Origin of the sequence: Pseudarthrobacter sp. LMD1-1-1.1, assembly GCF_040676255.1 — a bacterium.
GTDB lineage: Bacteria > Actinomycetota > Actinomycetes > Actinomycetales > Micrococcaceae > Arthrobacter.
This window is the reverse complement of record NZ_JBEGHP010000022.1, coordinates 647995-664242: the sequence shown is the minus strand read 5'-3', so window position 1 is coordinate 664242 and position 16248 is coordinate 647995. Positions and strand designations below refer to the sequence as shown.

Here is a 16248-nt window from a genome sequence, read left to right as displayed (position 1 = left end):
GTCAGGGCGGGGCGTCCAACCTTCGCACGTGGACCCCCGCATGTTTAGCATCGGCGCGTCAGCGCGCGTTCCAGCGGTACTCGTTCTCCGGCCTTCCCGGGGTGCCGTAGCGCGCGGTCCGGGAAACGGTGCCCGCGTCGGCAAGGTATTCCAGGTAGCGCCGCGCGGTTACCCGGGACATGCCCAGGGCATCCATGACCTCGGTGGCGGACACTGCTTCGGGCTGGCCGCGCAGGAACTCCTGGACCGAGCCGAGGGTCGAGGTAGACAGGCCTTTGGGAAGGGGAAGTTCGGACGGTGCACGGAGGCTCGCAAAAGCCTGGTCCACCTCGCTTTGCGAGGCACCCCCCTTGCCGGGACCGCCGTTGGAACCCGCCAGCTGCTGCCGGAACTGGCGGTAGTTTTCCAGCTTGTCCGAGAAGGTGGCGAACGTGAAGGGCTTGATCAGGTACTGGACCACGCCGATGGCGACGGCGCTGCGGACGATTGCCAGCTCGCGCACGGCGGTGATGGCGATGATGTCCGCGAGGATCCCGGCGGAGCGCATCCGCCGGGCGATGTCCAGGCCGTGCAGGTCGGGCAGGTTCATATCCAGCAGGACAAGTTCCACCGGCTCTCCCGCTGCCACGAATTCATTGAGGAGCCGCAGGGCGGACTGGCCATCGGGTGCAGTCCCCGCGAGCTCAAACCCTTCCAGCCGCCCCACGTACGCGGCATGGGCCGCGGAAGCGATGGCCTCGTCTTCGACGACGAGGACCCGGATGTTGCTCACTGTCTGTGCTCCTTATCCGCGGAGACCGCCGCAGGCAGGAATACTTCGAACTTGGCGCCGCGCCGGCCATTAATGGCCAGCGTACCGCCCAAACGCTGCACGGCCTGCCGGACCAGCGCCAGTCCAATGCCCCGGCCCCCCATCCCGGCGGGCTTGGTGCTGAACCCGTGCCGGAAGATCTTTTCCGAGTCCGCGGGGTCGATGGCCGCCCCGGAATCGTTGACGGCGATGTCCAGTCCTTCCTCGTCCGCCTCCAGCGTCAGCACCACCCGCCGCGGGGGAGGGGCGTCGGCAGCAGCATCAATCGCGTTGTCCAGCAGGTTGCCCAGGATCGTCACCAGGTCCTGGACGGCCACCCCGGGTGCGGCGCCCGAGCCGAGGGTGGAAACATCCAGCTGGACGCCGCGCTCGTGGGCCTCGGCCACCTTGCCCATGACCAGGGCTCCCACCACCGGTTCATCAATCGAGCTCACCATGTCGTCCGTCAGCTGCTGGCTCAGGGCCAGGTCCTGGGTGGCGAAATCGAGGGCTTCGCCTGTCCGGCCAAGCTCCAGGAGCGAGACCATGGTGTGGAGCCGGTTGGCGTGTTCGTGGGTCTGGGCCCGCAGCGCGTCCGAAAGGGTCCGCATGGTCTGCAGTTCGTTGCCCAGTGCCTCGATTTCCGTCCGGTCCCGGAGCGTGGCCACTGTTCCGTACACGGGGACCTTCCCGCGCGCCCCGGGGGACTCGGGCCCCCTGGCCGGCCCCTGGTTGACCACCAGCACGCGGGAACCGGTCAGCACCATCTCATCCTTGGTGGTGCGCCCCGAATCGAACAGGCTGCGCAGCTCGCTGTCCAGGGGGAGGTCCGCCAGGGATGGGGGCCGCGTGGGATCGTTGCTGCCCGTTTCGGCCAGGCCCAGCAGTTCGGCAGCCTGGTCGTTGTACATCACCACGCGCTTCTTGGCATCGATGAGGATCAGCCCTTCGCGCACCGAGTGCAGCACTGATTCGTAGTAGGTGAACAACTGCGCCAGCTGTTCGGGCCCCCAGCCGCGCGTCACCCGCCGCAGATACCTGCCCAGCAGCCACGACGCCAGGGATCCGCCCACCAGCAGGGCGATGCCGACGGCCAGCAGGACCGGCAGGCGGCCAGTGAAGGCCACGTCGACGCTGCGGACGGTGACACCCGCCGCCACCAGCGCCTTCACGGTCCCTTGGGCGTCCTTGACCGGAACAATGGTCCGGACCGAAGGCCCTAGGGTGCCGGCGGTGACTTCGGTGAACGGCCTGCCCTGCAGGGCAACGTCGATTGAACCGATGTACGGCCGCCCCAGCTCTTCGTCCCTGGGGTGCGTCCAGCGGGTCCGGTCCGGAGCCATGATGGTGATGAAATCGATGTGGGCGGCGCTGGTGACGTCCTTGGCATAAGGCTGCAGGAGGGCGGACGGGTCCGGCGTGGCCGCGGCCTGGAGCACCAGGGGATTGGCGGCGATGGAGGCAGCCACTCCTTCCATGCGGCGCCCCGCCTCGTCATACGTACGGTCCCGGGCGTCCACGTAGGCAGCAGTCCCCACAATGGCGATGAAGGATACGACGATCAGCAGGTTCGCCAGGAAGAGCCGGCGGGCGATACTCCAGCGGTGGATCATGCCTGCCTCCTTCAGAACCCCGGGGGTGCCGCGACCAATATGAACGCAACGGTGAGCTGGATCACGGGGTGCCCAATGATGGATATCACATTGCACGGACGTGTTGAGCCCAGAGACTGCGCCGCAGCGTCTATCAGAATATCCACAAGGAGACACATCATGGCTTCTCAACGAGGAGAGTCGCTCGAGACCGCGACGCCGCGGCGCAAGGGACTGGACAAGTCCCACTACCTTTACATTGCCGTTATCGCCGCCGTCGTCCTCGGCGCGGTGGTTGGCCTGCTCTTCCCGGAGGTGGGCAAGTCCCTCAAGCCCCTGGGAGATGGGTTCGTCAAGCTCATCAAGATGATGATTGCCCCGGTCATCTTCTGCACGATTGTCCTGGGCATCGGATCCATTGCCAAGGCAGCCACCGTCGGCAAGGTGGGCGGCCTCGCCCTGGGCTACTTCATCATCATGTCCACCTTCGCCCTGGCCATCGGCCTCGTGGTGGGCAACCTGATCCACCCCGGCGAAGGCCTGAAGCTGACGCCCTACGACCCCAACAAGAAGGCCGCCACTGACAGCACCGTGGACTTCCTGATGGGCATCATCCCGGGTGACATCCCCGTCCTGCCCACCCTGCTGGCCGCCATCCTGGTGGGCTTCGCCCTGCAGAAGATGGGCACGCAGGGGACCCCCATCCTCAAGGCCATCGGCCACGCCCAGGGCCTCGTTTTCCGCATCCTCATCATGATCATGTGGCTGGCTCCGATTGGTGCCTTCGGTGCCATCGCCGCCGTCGTCGGCGCAACCGGCGTCCAGGCCATCGTGAGCATGTTCACGCTGATGATCGCCTTCTACATCACCTGCGCACTGTTCATCGTGGTCATCCTGGGCGGCCTCCTCCAGGTCGTTGCCGGAGTGAACATCTTCAAGCTGATGAAGTACCTGGCCCGCGAGTACCTCATCATCTTCTCCACCTCCTCCTCCGAAGCGGCGCTGCCCCGCCTGATCGCCAAGATGGAACACCTCGGCGTCTCCAAGCCCGTCGTGGGCGTCACCGTTCCCACGGGCTACTCCTTCAACCTGGACGGAACCGCCATCTACCTGACCATGGCGTCCCTCTTCGTTGCCAACGCCATGGGAACCCCGCTGGACCTCGGCGCCCAGATCTCCCTGCTGGTCTTCATGATCATCGCCTCCAAGGGTGCCGCCGGCGTCACCGGCGCCGGCCTGGCGACCCTCGCAGCAGGCCTGCAGGCACACCGTCCCGAGCTGCTGGGCGGCGTGGGCATGATCGTGGGAATCGACCGCTTCATGTCCGAGGCCCGCGCCCTGACCAACTTCACCGGTAACGCCGTGGCCACGGTCCTGGTGGGCACCTGGGTCAAGGAGATCGACGGCGGCCAGGTTGCCCGCGTCCTCTCCGGCGAAGTCCCCTTCGACGAGCAGACCATGATCGCCGGCCACGGCGAGATGGCACCGAAGGAAGAAGGCGCCCGCGAGGCCGCCAAGGCCTAGCCTCTGTCCCATAAGAGACGTGAAACCGCCCCTGCAGCCCTGCTGCGGGGGCGGTTTTTCGTTGCCCTGCAGTGCAACCTTCGACCTCAGCTAGAGGGTCAAGGCTCAACATTCGCGGAAAGTCAAGTTCCGTCGAATACCGTGTCGGGCGCTGTAACCTAGGGAGCAGAACGAACGGCGCTGGTCAGCCAGCGGCAGGAAATCACCGTCATCGAAAGTGTGGACAGATACGTGAGCAGCGAACAGGGTTCAGCAACTCTGGAGGGCACGGAATTCGACCTGGAAAACGCGGTGATGGGCCCCACGGGTCGCCCATACCGCGAGTTCCCGGAACCCGCGCCGCTGTCCTCCCACGGTCCGGCCCGCGTCATCGCCATGGTCAACCAGAAGGGCGGCGTCGGGAAGACCACCTCCACCATTAACCTGGCCGCGGCACTCGCCGAATACGGCCGGCGTGTCCTGCTGGTGGACTTCGACCCCCAGGGTGCGCTGTCGGCGGGCCTGGGCGTCAACCCGCACGAACTCGACCTCACCGTGTACAACGTCCTGATGGACCGCAAGGTGGACATCCGCGACGCCATCCACCAGACCGGTGTCGAGAACGTCGACCTGCTGCCGGCCAACATCGACCTCTCTGCGGCGGAAGTGCAGCTGGTGAACGAGGTGGCGCGCGAACAGGTCCTGGACCGCGCGCTGAAGAAGGTCGAAGACGACTACGACGTCGTCCTCATCGACTGCCAGCCGTCCCTGGGCCTCCTGACCGTCAACGCCCTCACCGCGGCCCACGGCGTCATCATCCCGCTCATTTGCGAGTTCTTCGCGCTCCGCGCCGTGGCCCTCCTCGTTGAGACCATCGACAAGGTCCAGGACAGGCTGAACCCGCGGCTGCAGGTGGACGGCGTGCTGGCCACCATGTACGACGCTCGCACGCTGCACAGCCGCGAAGTGATCACTCGGCTGGTGGAGGCGTTCGGTGACAAAGTCTTTGAAACCGTCATCAAGCGCTCCATCAAGTTCGCGGATGCCACCGTGGCTGCGGAGCCCATCACCAGTTACGCCGGAAACCATGTGGGTGCTGACGCCTACCGCCGGCTGGCCAAGGAGCTGATCTCCCGCGGCGGCGCACCCTAAGCACGCCGTGGCCGAGACCAAACCCGGCTTCGAGGTGCGGCTGGCCAACTTCACGGGTCCATTCGACCTCCTCCTGGGACTGATCGCCAAGCATCAGCTGGACATCACCGAAGTTGCCATCGCCACGGTCACCGATGAGTTCATCAAGTACATCCGCAAGCTGCAGGAGCTCGGCGAAGAATGGGCCCTGGACGAGGCCAGCGAGTTCCTGGTGATTGCCGCCACCCTGCTTGACCTCAAGGCAGCACGGCTCCTCCCGGCCGGAGAAGTCGAGGATGACGAGGACATCGCCCTGCTGGAGGCGCGGGACCTCCTGTTTGCCCGGCTGCTCCAGTACAAGGCCTTCAAGCAGGTGGCAGGCATCATGGGTGAAACCCTGCACCAGGAAGGCCGCCGCTTTCCACGGCAGGTGGCGCTCGAGGAACATTTCGCAGCCATGCTCCCCGAGCTCGTCTGGAAACATACGCCCCGGCAGTTCGCTGCACTGGCAGAAGCCGCGCTCCGGCCCAAGGCGCCGGCGCAGCCACCACAGGTTGCCCTCGGCCACCTGCACGGCGGCAATGTCAGCGTCAAGGAGCAGGCCGAAGTGCTGGGCCTCAGGCTCCAGCAGGAGTCACCCCTGACGTTCCGTTCCCTGATTGCCGACGCCGAGTCCACCCTGGTGGTGGTGGCCCGGTTTCTGGCCCTGCTGGAGTTGTTCCGGGACCGGGCTGTCTCGTTCGACCAGCTCTCCCCGCTGGCGGACCTTGCCATCCACTGGACGGCCGACCGCCGGGACTGGTCGGCGGAAAACCTAAGCGAAGAATTCGAGGAGCAACTGTGAACCCGCAGGAGGATACGCAGCCGCAGCAGACGCAGTGGCAGGACGACGCCGGCCACGGCCCCGCCTTCGCCGACCTTCCCGGCGGCGCCAAGGCTGCCCTGGAAGCCGTCCTCATGGTTTTGGACGAACCGGCCACGGAGGAGGAGCTGGCGGCAGGGGTGGGGCTGACGGTGGACTCGGTCCGCTCGCTGCTGGCAGAACTGCAGCGCGATTATAACGGCTATACTGTTAAAGCCCCGGAGGTGGAGAGTGCCAGCAGCGCTGGTATCGGTTCCAGTCCCCGGGGTTTTGAATTGCGGAGCATCGCCGGTGGCTGGCGCATCTACTCCCGCACGGAATTTGCCGACATTGTGGGCAAGTACGTGCTTGAGGGGCAGACTGCCAGGCTCACCCAGGCGGCGTTGGAAACACTGGCGGTCATCGCGTACCGCCAGCCCGTTTCCCGGGCGCGCGTGTCTGCAATTCGCGGGGTCAATGTTGACTCTGTCGTACGGACGCTGGCCCAGCGCGGGCTGATCGAGGACGCGGGAACAGATCCCGAGTCCGGCGCAATCCTCTACCGGACTACCTCGTATTTCCTCGAACGGATGGGAATCGGTTCAGTGGAGGACCTGCCCCAACTGTCGCCGCACCTTCCGGGGCTCGACGGGATCGCAGAGTTCTACGACGCCGGGACGATGTAGGCAGGACACCCCTGCCCGCAACAGTCCATCCAGCACGGTTATTTATCAGGGCAGACGAAGTCTGCGCGGCTGGCTAAGGTTGTCTTTGGACATCTCAGCCGGCCAAAACACATTTGAAGGACGGGTCATGACACAGGCGGGACGCCAGGGTTCACCACGTAACGGTTCGGGACGCGGCGGGAACGAACGCAACAGTTCACAGCGCAACCCGGCACAGGGCGGCAGCTTCAGCGGGGGCTCCCGCGGCGGAGCAGGCAAGCGATCCTCGGGATTCGGCGGGGACCGCCCGCACCGCGCGCCCAAGCCGCGCGAAGAGCGCTTCATCGACCCCGACCTCGCGGGGGACCAGCAGGGACGCGGAGCTGAGCCCGCCAGGGGTGCCAAGCCGTCGTCGCGCAAGCCCGCGGCCCGCAAGCCCGGTGCCGGGAAAGCCCCCGGAACCCCCGGTGCGCTCAAGCCCAAGCCGCGAACGGGCGCTCCCGGAGCAGCCGCTTCCCGTGCTTTCGGCAGCGAACGCTTTGGCCAGAACCTGGGGCCGGTCCGCAAGCCTGCACGGAAGAAGGGTCCCCGGGGCAACGTTCCCCAGTCCGAACTCCACGATGCCGACGGCGTGCGCCTCCAGAAGGTGATGGCCTCCGCAGGAGTCGCCTCCCGGCGCGTCTGCGAAGAGATGATCGCCGAGGGCCGTGTCGAAGTTGACGGCCAGGTAGTCACCGAACTCGGTGTCCGCGTAGACCCCAAGACTGCCGTGATCCACGTCGACGGCCTGCGGATCCAGCTGGACGAAAACCTGGTCTACATGGTGTTCAACAAGCCCAAGGGCGTGGTGTCCACCATGGAGGACCCCGAGGGCCGGCCCTGCATCAGCGACTTCCTGAAGAACAACAAGAACACCGGCGAACGCCTCTTCCACGTTGGCCGGCTCGACGTCGCCACCGAAGGCCTGCTGCTGCTGACCAATGACGGCGAACTCGCCAACCGGCTCACCCACCCCTCCTACGAGGTTCCCAAGACCTACCTGGTGCAGGTGCGCGGACCGTTCCCGCAGGGCGTCGGCGCGCAGTTGAAGGCCGGCGTCGAGCTGGAGGACGGCTTCGCTTCCGTTGACTCCTTCCGCCTGGTGGACTCCACCCCGGGCCACGTGCTGATTGAGGTTGTACTCCACTCCGGCAAGAACCGCATTGTCCGGCGCCTCTTCGACGCCGTTGGCTTCCCGGTCCAGCGGCTGGTCCGCGTCAAGGTGGGCCCCATCGGGCTCGGCGACCAGCGCCAGGGCAGCATCCGCAACCTGGGCAAGCAGGAAGTCGGCCACCTGCTGGCATCCGTAGGGCTCTGAGGCATGTCCGCGTTCAAAAGCCAGGGCCGCGGCCACCTGGATGGCCCGGTGGTGGTCATTGGCACCGGGCTGCTGGGCACCAGCATTGGGCTGGGCCTGCGGGGGCGCGGCGTACCCGTGTTCCTCTCGGACCCGTCGCCCACCAACCAGGCGGTGGCCGTGGACATCGGTGCCGGCCGCCCGCTGTCGGAACTGGGCGATGCAGCGCCGCAGCTGGTGGTGGTGGCCGCCCCGCCGGACGTCACGGCCGACGTCGTCCTTGCCGCGCTGTCCAACTACCCGGACGCTGTGGTCATCGACATCGCCAGCGTGAAGGCGGACATCCTGGCCCGGCTGCGGGAATCGGGCGTCGACCTGTCCCGCTACGTGGGGACCCACCCCATGGCGGGCCGGGAAAAGTCCGGCCCCGTAGCGGCGCGCGGTGAGCTTTTCACCTCCATGCCCTGGGTGCTCTGCCCCTCCGAGGAAACGTCCGGTGCCGCCCTGCAGGTGGCCCGCTCGCTCGCCTCGGACCTGGGGGCCGTCGTCTCGCAGTTCACGGCGGACGAACACGATGAAGCCGTGGCACTGGTCTCGCACCTGCCCCAGGTGATGTCCTCACTGCTGGCCAGCCGGCTGCAGGGAACTCCTCTGCACGCGTTGTCCCTGGCAGGCAACGGACTGCGTGACGTCACCAGGATCGCGGCCAGCGACCCCACCCTGTGGGTCCAGATCCTCGGCGGCAACGCGGACAAGGTGGTGGAGATCCTCTACGGTGTCCGGGACGACCTGAACCGGTTGATTGGAACCCTGGAGAACCCCACCGCACCCGGGGCCCGGCTGGACCTCGCGCAGCTGATCAGCGAGGGCAACGCCGGCCAGGCGCGGATCCCCGGGAAACACGGTGGTCCGCCGCAGGCTTATGCATGGCTTACCGTCCTGGTGGATGACAAGCCTGGCCAGATCGCCCGGCTGCTCACCGAGATCGGGGAGATCGGCGTCAACCTGGAGGACATGCGGCTTGACCACTCGTCAGGCCAAAACGTGGGTATGGTGGAAATCTCCGTGTTGCCGAACAAGCACGACCACTTGATCGAAGCTCTCAACGACCGCGGATGGCGGGTACTTCAGTAATGACACAGGAACTCCTCGAATCCATGCGCGCCCTGCGCATCGGCCGGCCGCTGGTGGTTGCCATCGATGGGCCTTCAGGCTCCGGAAAATCCAGCGTGAGCAAGGAAGTTGCGCGCAGGCTCCGGCTGGCCTACCTGGACACCGGCGCCATGTACCGTGCCCTGACCTGGTACTGCGTGACCGAAGGCATCGACCTTGAGGACGGCGCGGCGGTGGAACAGGCATCCAGGGACTTCGTCCTGGAACTGAGCACCAGTCCCATGGAGGAATATGTCCGGGTGGGCGGCGTGGACGTCACGGACGCCATCCGTGAGCCGGCCATCTCCTCCGCCGTCAGTGCCGTCGCCACCACCCTGGGCGCCCGGACCGAACTGATCCGGCGGCAGCGGGACCTGATCGAAAAGCACCACCGCCGGATGGTGGTGGAAGGCAGGGACATCACCACCGTCGTCGCGCCCGGGGCCGAGGTGCGCATGCTCCTCACCGCCAGCGAGGAAGCCCGCCTGCGCCGGCGGGGCATCCAGCTGGGCGGTACCCAGAACGCCGAGCAACTGGCAGCCCAGGTCACGCACCGCGATGCCAAGGACTCCACCGTGGTGAACTTCACGCAAGCCGCTTCCGGGGTGGTGACGCTGGACTCCTCGGACCTCGACTTCGAACAGACCGTGGATGCCGCCCTCGTCATCGTCACCAAGGTCCTGAACCGTGACTGACGCCGGGCCCGGCCTGCCGTCCGGGCTGACCACGGCATGGAGCAGGCCGGTGGGCTGGATCCTTGACCACCTGGTCTACCGGACCACCGTGACCGGCAGGACCAATGTCCCCACCGGCGGACCGGTGATCTTCGCAGGCAACCACATCAGCTTCCTTGACGGGCCGGTGATGTTTGGCGCCGCGCCGCGGCCGATGCACATCCTGGTGAAGCAGGAGATGTTCAAAGGTTTCCTGGGCCGCGTGCTCACCGCGTCCGGGCAGCTGCCCGTGGACCGCCGCGGTGACCGAGCAGCGCTGCAGCGCTGCAAGGACGTGCTCGACGCCGGGCGCTGCGTAGGGATTCTTCCGGAAGGGACCCGGGGGAGCGGCGCAGCCGCGGACATCAACGGGGGCGTGGCCTGGCTGGCGCTGAATTCCGGAGCCCCCGTGGTGCCGGTAGCCATCCTGGGCACCCGCCAGGGCGATGAGCACCTGGACTTCGTCCCACGGCCCGGTCGGCGCTTCCACGTCAGCTTCGGGTCAGCCCTGACCCTGGCCCGCAGGGCCGGGGAAACCGGCCGTGCTTCAATGGACAGGGCCGCGCAGGACATCCGTGCAGCGCTGGCAGGGCACGTCCAGGACACCATCCAACTCAGCGGGCAGACCCTGCCCTTCGCTGACCACAAAGACTTGACAGCAGTAGCCGGGGACGCCGGCAGATGACCACTAAGGACAGTGCAATGAGCGACACCACCCAGGCTTCCGGGCACTCCGGCGCCGACGACGAATACACCCCCACCGGCACCGACCAGGTTGCAGAGCGCCTGGCGGCGATTGGGGACGACGAGGCCGAGCTCCGCGCCGCCTCCCTCCGGGCCGGCCTGGAGGACTACGAGCTGGACGAGGACGACGCCGCCCTGCTGAGCGGCGAGTACGGCGACGAGGACCTCGAAGGTCCCCTCAAGCTGGACCCCGTCCTGGCCATTATCGGACGTCCGAACGTGGGCAAGTCCACCCTGGTGAACCGTATCCTGGGCCGCCGCGAAGCGGTCGTGGAGGATACTCCCGGCGTAACCCGCGACCGCGTGATGTACTCCGCGAACTGGAACGGACGCAACTTCACCCTGGTGGACACCGGGGGATGGGAACACGACGCCCGCGGCATCCACGCCAGGGTCGCGGAGCAGGCCGAGATGGCCGTGGAACTCGCTGACGCCGTCCTGTTCGTGGTGGACTCCGCCGTCGGCGCCACCGCCACGGACGAAGGCGTCATGAAGATGCTGCGCCGCAGCAAGAAGCCGGTCATCATGGTGGCCAACAAAGTGGACGACTTTGCCCAGGAAGCGGACAGCGCAGCACTCTGGGGCCTTGGCTTCGGCGAGCCCTACCCCGTGTCGGCCCTGCATGGCCGCGGGGTGGCCGACCTCCTGGACCACGTCATGGATGTCCTGCCCGAGTTTTCCACCGTTGAAGGCGTGGAACGCTCCGGCGGTCCGCGGCGTATCGCCCTGATCGGCCGCCCGAACGTGGGCAAGTCCTCGCTGCTGAACAAGCTCGCGGGATCCGAACGCGTGGTGGTGGACAACACCGCCGGCACCACCCGTGATCCGGTGGACGAATTCATCGAACTCGGGGGCCGCACGTGGCGCTTCGTGGACACCGCCGGCATCCGCCGCCGCCAGCACATGGCACAGGGCGCGGACTACTACGCCTCGCTCCGGACGCAGGCCGCGCTTGAGAAGGCGGAGGTCGCCGTCGTGCTCCTCGCCGTGGACGAGGTCCTCAGCGAACAGGACGTCCGCATCCTCCAGCTGGCCATCGAGTCCGGCCGCGCCCTGATCCTGGCCTTCAACAAGTGGGACCTGCTCGACGACGAACGCCGCCGCTACCTGGAGCGCGAAATCGAACAGGACCTGGCACACGTTGACTGGGCCCCCCGGGTCAACATCTCGGCAAAGACTGGCTGGCACAAGGACCGCCTGGTCCCGGCCCTGGACCTGGCACTGGAGAACTGGGACCGGCGCATCCCCACCGGGCGCCTCAACGCCTTCCTGGGCGAGCTCGTTGCCGCACACCCGCACCCGGTCCGCGGCGGCAAGCAGCCCCGCATCCTCTTCGGCACCCAGGCCTCCAGCCGTCCGCCGAAGTTCGTGCTGTTCACCACCGGGTTCCTGGATCCCGGGTACCGCCGCTTCATCACGCGGCGCCTGCGCGAGACCTTCGGATTCGAGGGCACGCCCATCGAGGTGAGCATGCGCGTTCGCGAGAAGCGTGGCCGGAAGCGTTAATTGCGACACACCTTGGGGCTGATCACCGGAAAGTGTCACTGGCACCCCTCCGGATCGTGTAAGCTCTTCTAGGTGGTTCGGCCGGACTGCTGATGAAAATCTTCGGATTTGAGTTCAGCGGAGAACGGCGGAACCAGCGGGCTGTAGCGCAGCTTGGTAGCGCACTTGACTGGGGGTCAAGGGGTCGCAGGTTCAAATCCTGTCAGCCCGACCAAAGAAACCGCAGGTCAGAGGCCGCTTCCGGATAAATTCGGGAGCGGCCTTTGCTGTTTAACAAGGCAAATGTAGCAACGGGTGTAGCAACGCAGTTAGCCTGGCGGCTATATCGGTCAGAAACCCATGACATCGGAGAGCCGCGTGACAGCAGCCCGCGCGCTCTCATCCGAAGTGTGGCCGTAGATGTCGCCAGTGATGCTGACGGAAGAGTGGCCCAGCAGATCCGAAACCGCCTTGATGTTCACCCCGGCCTCCAGCATGGCGGTCGCTGCGGAATGCCGCAGTGAATGGATTCCTATACCATCGAGTCCGGTGCGCTTCGCTGCGGACTGGGCTACCCGATACAGGTTCCGTGGGTCCACTGGCTGCCCGGTTTCGGTTGTGAACACAAACCCTGTGTCGGTCCATTCGCTTCCCGCATGCAGTCGCTCCGTGACCTGCGCCTTCCGGTGCGCCGTCAGTAGCGCGGCGGTGACGGGGGTGAGCGGGAGCAGGCGGCGGGACCGCTCGGACTTTGGTTCTGTCACGACGAGACGTCCGCCGCTTCTCGAAAGCGTGCCCCTGATCCTCAGCACTCCGGCGTCGTGATCAATGTCAGCCCAGCGAAGTGCGAGGCATTCGCCGCGCCGTATTCCTGTGGCTGCTATCAGGAGCAGCGCAGAGTGGTAGCGGGAGGATTGGGCGGCGCGGAGCAGGCTGCGGACCTCAGTTGGAGACAGGTGCTTGGCTTCGGTCCGCTTGACTCCAGGGCGCCGGATCATGGCTGCAGGGTTACGCGCGAGCAGTCCATCCCGAACAGCGCCGTCGAGGGCGGACCGCAGTACCGTGTAGGTAGTCCTGATGGTGGAGTCAGACAATGCCCGGACCTCTTCCAGGCCGCCACCGTCGGCTGGGACCTGTTTTGTCCTGGAGCGGAGGTTCAAGACCAGCGCTTCTACGTCGGACGGCTTGAGCCTGTCCAGCTTTAGGGCACCGAAGGGCTCTGGCATCACGTGCTTGGTGGCCAGCGTCCGGTACAGGGACCGCGTGGATTCCTTGCGGTGGCTGGCTGCCAGCGTTGTCGCCGTCCAGTGGGTGAGCCACTGGGCAACGGTAGCCTTCGAGTCGGCGACGGGCTGCCCTTCCTCGAGCCTGTCGCTGGCCTCCCGCATTTTGGTGCGGACATCGGCGCGGGTTTTGCCATAGAATACCTTCCGGCAGCTCTTCCCCGTCTCAGGGTGGGGGTAGGTTAGCGCCCCGACGTACCGTCCGTCCGACTCCCGCTTGTAAATGGAACCTTCCCCATTTGCTCGTTTGCTCATCGCTAAGACTTCCTTTTCTTGCTGGCAATTGCCCCGATTGTCTTGGCGGTGCCGCTCACGCCTGATCCTCCGCTGGTTCCAGGAAACCGAGCCTGCGCGCCTCACTTATGTAGCGGTAAGCCGTCCGTTGCGACACTGCGAAAGCCGTCCGCACCGCTTTGGCAGGTCTGGCCTCATCTGACCTCGACCCCTCTGACCTGTACACCTCGGCGACCCGCTGCAGGAGGTCGGGGGATATCTTCCGCCGCGCTGCACGTCGGGCCTTCTGGAGTTCCTTCCTTGCTGCTCTGGCATAGGCGGCGTCACCGTCACCGACACGCTGAACCGTCTTCATGGGGAAGTCCCCGCCGCCGCGATCAACGATCTCGTCCATGAACACCGGAACGATCGACTCGATCCAAGTCTCAAGATCGGCCTGCCGTAGGTCGTGGTTGCGAACTTCGCGGCCTTCGGGCAGTGCGGAGATCATGACCCTTGTGCACTTCGGGACCCCCGAAGAGGAGTCAATGGTCATCTCCAGCTCGGGCTGCCCGTCAACGCCGGGGAACTTCACGAAGATGAACTCCGGCACTTCGTGGTCGCCGACTTCAACGGTTTTCCCGAAGAGATCCGCCTCGGCCCACCCAACCTCCAGGTTGACGCGCCGTCGTCCCTTCATTTCTCGCTGCTCCATCAAGCTCTCCTTCTTCTTTCCGGTGCCACCAACTCGCACGTTACTGGCACGGTTTAGTGTGCCATTTCTCTGTCACACTGGCAACGTCCGCAGAACCTCTAGCGAACACGTACGGAAAGCAAGAAGCGGGAACAGACATAGGAAGGAACGGCCAAAGATGGAACCAGTATTTGTCGCGATCCACGAGGCAGCCGAGGCCTTAGGAATCGGCCGGACGATGACCTACCAGCTCATCAAAGAGGGGGACCTCGCCACGGCGAAGATTGGTCGACGGTCGCTGGTGACGGCGGAAAGCGTTCGGGCCTACGCCGCCAGAGTCAGCAGCAAGGAACCAGCAGGCAAGGAAGAAACGTCAGAAGGCGGTGGCGCAGCGGCATGACCCAGGACATGGATAACCCCTCGGTCGGGCAAACCGAGGGGCAGGAACAACCAACACCAACCAGTCTAAGCACCGCCAGTCTCTCTATGGCAGAGAAAACCCAGCTCATCAAGCTCCAAACAGCCGAGTACCAAAAGCTCGGTGGCATTACCAACGCCAGCCCCGCCCAGCGCGAGGACATTAAGGACAAAGCCCTGGCCCGCATCCACGCCGAGCGCGACAAAGCCAGCATCGCCGCCGATACCGCCGCCGAGGACATCAGCCTGCACCGCGGCCAGGCGCGCCTCGCCTACCGCCTCGCCGAGCACTGCGAGGGCAAGATGCTCTACGTTTCCGGCATCGGCTGGCACTACTACGACGGCCGCAAGTGGCAGGAAGACACCACCGGCCGCGCCACCAGATATGTTCTCGCCATCCTCCGCAAAGCCCTGGCAGATTCCCTCGACCACCCCGACCTCCGCCAGGACGTACGGAAATGCGAGTCCGCCGCCGGTATCGAAGGTGTCCTCAAGATCGCCAGGTCCCTGCCACCGTTCGCCACCACCACAGACCAGCTCGACGCCGACCCCTACCTCCTCAATACCCGCAACGGCACGCTCGACCTGCATACCCTGCAATTGCGCCCGCATGACCCCGCAGACCGCATCACCCGCTGCACGGCAGCCGCCTGGGATCCCAACGCGGCAGGACCCGTATGGGAAGCCTTCCTCGCCCGAGTCCTGCCCGACCCCGATGTGCGGGGCTTCCTGCAGCGCTTCTGCGGCCTTACCCTCGCCGGAAAAGTCTTGGAGCACATCCTGGCCATCTACACGGGCAAAGGCCGCAACGGGAAAAGCGTCTGCAACCAGGCCTTCAGCACCACCTTGGGCGACTACGCCATCACCGCAGAACCTGACCTGTTCCTGCACCGCGACGGCGCACACCCCACGGGCACTATGGACCTTCTCGGGTGCCGCTACGCCGCGGTCTCCGAATCCGACAAGGATCGCCAGCTCGCCGAAGCCACTGTCAAACAACTCACCGGCGGCGACCGTCTCCGCGCCCGCCGCCTCTATCAGAACTTCACCGAGTTCAATCCCTCCCACACCCCCGTCCTGATCACCAACCACCTGCCCAAGGTCAGCGGGGATGACGCCGCCATCTGGGCGCGCCTCCGCGTCGTCCCCTTCGACGTGGTCATCCCCGACGCCGAACAGGACCCGCACCTGGCCGAAAAGCTCGAGCTGGAGCTTGACGCCATCCTCGCCTGGGCAGTCGAGGGCTGGCAGGCCTATCAGGAGCACGGCCTCGGCGAAGCAGCAGCGGTGGTCGCCGCCACCGAGAGCTACCACAGTGACGCTGACGCCCTGGGCCGATTCATCAGCGAGGAATGTGACACCGGCCCCGGCTACTCCACCCTGACCGAGACCCTCCACAGGGCGTGGAGCGGCTGGGCGATCGCTGAAGACGTCCCCCCGATGACCAAGCGGTCATTTGGCCTCGCGTTGGAGCAACGCGGCTACGAGGCAAGGAAGGGTGGCAAGGGTGTTCGTTACCGTGCAGGCATCCAGCCGAAGCCCGTCCAAACAGCTTTTGGAGACTCCGGTGACCGATAGCGGTGGCGTAGGAGGCATAGCTACTGGTTCTTTCTACACGAGCAGGTATAGGAAAAGTCCCCTTTCCTCTGCCCCCTACGCCACCGACAACGCGAAAACCCCCGAAAACTC

The 16248-nt window shown here is 65.8% G+C and carries 14 protein-coding genes, 1 tRNA gene and 1 pseudogene; 12 read left to right on the top strand and 4 right to left on the bottom strand.

Features of this window, described 5'->3' with window-relative positions:
- Positions 1-58: 58 nt before the first annotated feature.
- Positions 59-772 (bottom strand): response regulator, encoded by a 714-nt coding sequence (locus tag MRBLMD1_RS13535; protein WP_159632274.1) that lies wholly within the window; start codon positions 770-772, stop codon positions 59-61.
- Positions 769-2403, bottom strand: coding sequence for a sensor histidine kinase (locus MRBLMD1_RS13530; RefSeq protein ID WP_159632273.1), 1635 nt, complete (start codon positions 2401-2403; stop codon positions 769-771). Before MRBLMD1_RS13530 ends, MRBLMD1_RS13535 begins: the two co-directional genes overlap by 4 nt.
- A gap of 159 nt (positions 2404-2562) precedes the next feature.
- Between MRBLMD1_RS13530 and MRBLMD1_RS13525 the strand changes: the two genes are divergently transcribed.
- The 10 genes and pseudogenes from MRBLMD1_RS13525 to MRBLMD1_RS13480 all read left to right on the top strand — a co-directional run bounded on the left by MRBLMD1_RS13525 (position 2563) and on the right by MRBLMD1_RS13480 (position 12187).
- Positions 2563-3906, top strand: coding sequence for a cation:dicarboxylate symporter family transporter (locus tag MRBLMD1_RS13525; protein ID WP_159632272.1), 1344 nt, complete (start codon positions 2563-2565; stop codon positions 3904-3906).
- A gap of 231 nt (positions 3907-4137) precedes the next feature.
- Positions 4138-5037 (top strand): ParA family protein, encoded by a 900-nt coding sequence (locus MRBLMD1_RS13520; RefSeq protein ID WP_079597205.1) that lies wholly within the window; start codon positions 4138-4140, stop codon positions 5035-5037.
- A gap of 7 nt (positions 5038-5044) precedes the next feature.
- Positions 5045-5860: a segregation and condensation protein A gene (locus MRBLMD1_RS13515; protein ID WP_159632271.1), complete on the top strand. Its 816-nt coding sequence runs from the start codon at positions 5045-5047 to the stop codon at positions 5858-5860.
- Complete coding sequence (gene scpB, locus MRBLMD1_RS13510; protein WP_159632270.1) at positions 5857-6543, top strand: SMC-Scp complex subunit ScpB; 687 nt, start codon at positions 5857-5859, stop codon at positions 6541-6543. Before MRBLMD1_RS13515 ends, scpB begins: the two co-directional genes overlap by 4 nt.
- A gap of 127 nt (positions 6544-6670) precedes the next feature.
- Positions 6671-7879, top strand: a complete 1209-nt coding sequence (locus MRBLMD1_RS13505; protein ID WP_159632269.1) for a pseudouridine synthase — start codon at positions 6671-6673, stop codon at positions 7877-7879.
- Positions 7880-7882: 3 nt separating this feature from the next.
- Complete coding sequence (locus MRBLMD1_RS13500) at positions 7883-8992, top strand: prephenate dehydrogenase (RefSeq protein WP_159632268.1); 1110 nt, start codon at positions 7883-7885, stop codon at positions 8990-8992.
- On the top strand, positions 8992-9705 hold the full coding sequence (cmk, locus tag MRBLMD1_RS13495; protein ID WP_159632267.1) for a (d)CMP kinase: 714 nt from the start codon (positions 8992-8994) through the stop codon (positions 9703-9705). The genes MRBLMD1_RS13500 and cmk overlap by 1 nt, the downstream gene beginning before the upstream one ends.
- A pseudogene (locus MRBLMD1_RS13490) lies at positions 9698-10415 on the top strand (lysophospholipid acyltransferase family protein). Before cmk ends, MRBLMD1_RS13490 begins: the two are co-directional and overlap by 8 nt.
- Positions 10416-10425: 10 nt before the next feature.
- Entirely contained in the window at positions 10426-11973 is a 1548-nt protein-coding gene (gene der, locus MRBLMD1_RS13485) for a ribosome biogenesis GTPase Der (protein ID WP_364400375.1), read from the top strand.
- A 137-nt stretch (positions 11974-12110) separates the two neighbouring features.
- Positions 12111-12187: transfer RNA gene (locus MRBLMD1_RS13480), tRNA-Pro, on the top strand.
- Between the two features lie 115 nt (positions 12188-12302).
- Here MRBLMD1_RS13480 and MRBLMD1_RS13475 read toward each other — a convergent pair.
- Positions 12303-13490: a tyrosine-type recombinase/integrase gene (locus MRBLMD1_RS13475; protein ID WP_364400372.1), complete on the bottom strand. Its 1188-nt coding sequence runs from the start codon at positions 13488-13490 to the stop codon at positions 12303-12305.
- Positions 13491-13545: 55 nt separating this feature from the next.
- Positions 13546-14163 (bottom strand): hypothetical protein, encoded by a 618-nt coding sequence (locus MRBLMD1_RS13470; RefSeq protein WP_364400370.1) that lies wholly within the window; start codon positions 14161-14163, stop codon positions 13546-13548.
- A gap of 157 nt (positions 14164-14320) precedes the next feature.
- Here MRBLMD1_RS13470 and MRBLMD1_RS13465 point away from each other — a divergent pair, with 157 nt between their 5' ends.
- Together MRBLMD1_RS13465 and MRBLMD1_RS13460 are read left to right on the top strand one after the other, a co-directional pair.
- Positions 14321-14542: a helix-turn-helix domain-containing protein gene (locus MRBLMD1_RS13465; RefSeq protein ID WP_364400367.1), complete on the top strand. Its 222-nt coding sequence runs from the start codon at positions 14321-14323 to the stop codon at positions 14540-14542.
- 86 nt (positions 14543-14628) lie between these two features.
- The gene (locus MRBLMD1_RS13460) at positions 14629-16137 is read left to right on the top strand and encodes a DNA primase family protein (protein ID WP_364400364.1); all 1509 of its coding nucleotides are present in this window, start codon (positions 14629-14631) and stop codon (positions 16135-16137) included.
- Positions 16138-16248: the final 111 nt, after the last annotated feature.

Excerpts from the sequence above, each read along its gene's own strand:
- MRBLMD1_RS13505 (WP_159632269.1), top strand. The coding sequence starts at position 6,671 with ATGACACAGGCGGGACGCCAGGGTTCACCACGTAACGGTTCGGGACGC.
- MRBLMD1_RS13470 (WP_364400370.1), bottom strand. The coding sequence starts at position 14,163 with ATGGAGCAGCGAGAAATGAAGGGACGACGGCGCGTCAACCTGGAGGTT.
- MRBLMD1_RS13475 (WP_364400372.1), bottom strand. The coding sequence starts at position 13,490 with ATGAGCAAACGAGCAAATGGGGAAGGTTCCATTTACAAGCGGGAGTCG.
- MRBLMD1_RS13530 (WP_159632273.1), bottom strand. The coding sequence starts at position 2,403 with ATGATCCACCGCTGGAGTATCGCCCGCCGGCTCTTCCTGGCGAACCTG.
- MRBLMD1_RS13465 (WP_364400367.1), top strand. The coding sequence starts at position 14,321 with ATGGAACCAGTATTTGTCGCGATCCACGAGGCAGCCGAGGCCTTAGGA.
- der (WP_364400375.1), top strand. The coding sequence starts at position 10,426 with ATGAGCGACACCACCCAGGCTTCCGGGCACTCCGGCGCCGACGACGAA.
- MRBLMD1_RS13500 (WP_159632268.1), top strand. The coding sequence starts at position 7,883 with ATGTCCGCGTTCAAAAGCCAGGGCCGCGGCCACCTGGATGGCCCGGTG.
- cmk (WP_159632267.1), top strand. The coding sequence starts at position 8,992 with ATGACACAGGAACTCCTCGAATCCATGCGCGCCCTGCGCATCGGCCGG.
- MRBLMD1_RS13525 (WP_159632272.1), top strand. The coding sequence starts at position 2,563 with ATGGCTTCTCAACGAGGAGAGTCGCTCGAGACCGCGACGCCGCGGCGC.
- MRBLMD1_RS13460 (WP_364400364.1), top strand. The coding sequence starts at position 14,629 with ATGGCAGAGAAAACCCAGCTCATCAAGCTCCAAACAGCCGAGTACCAA.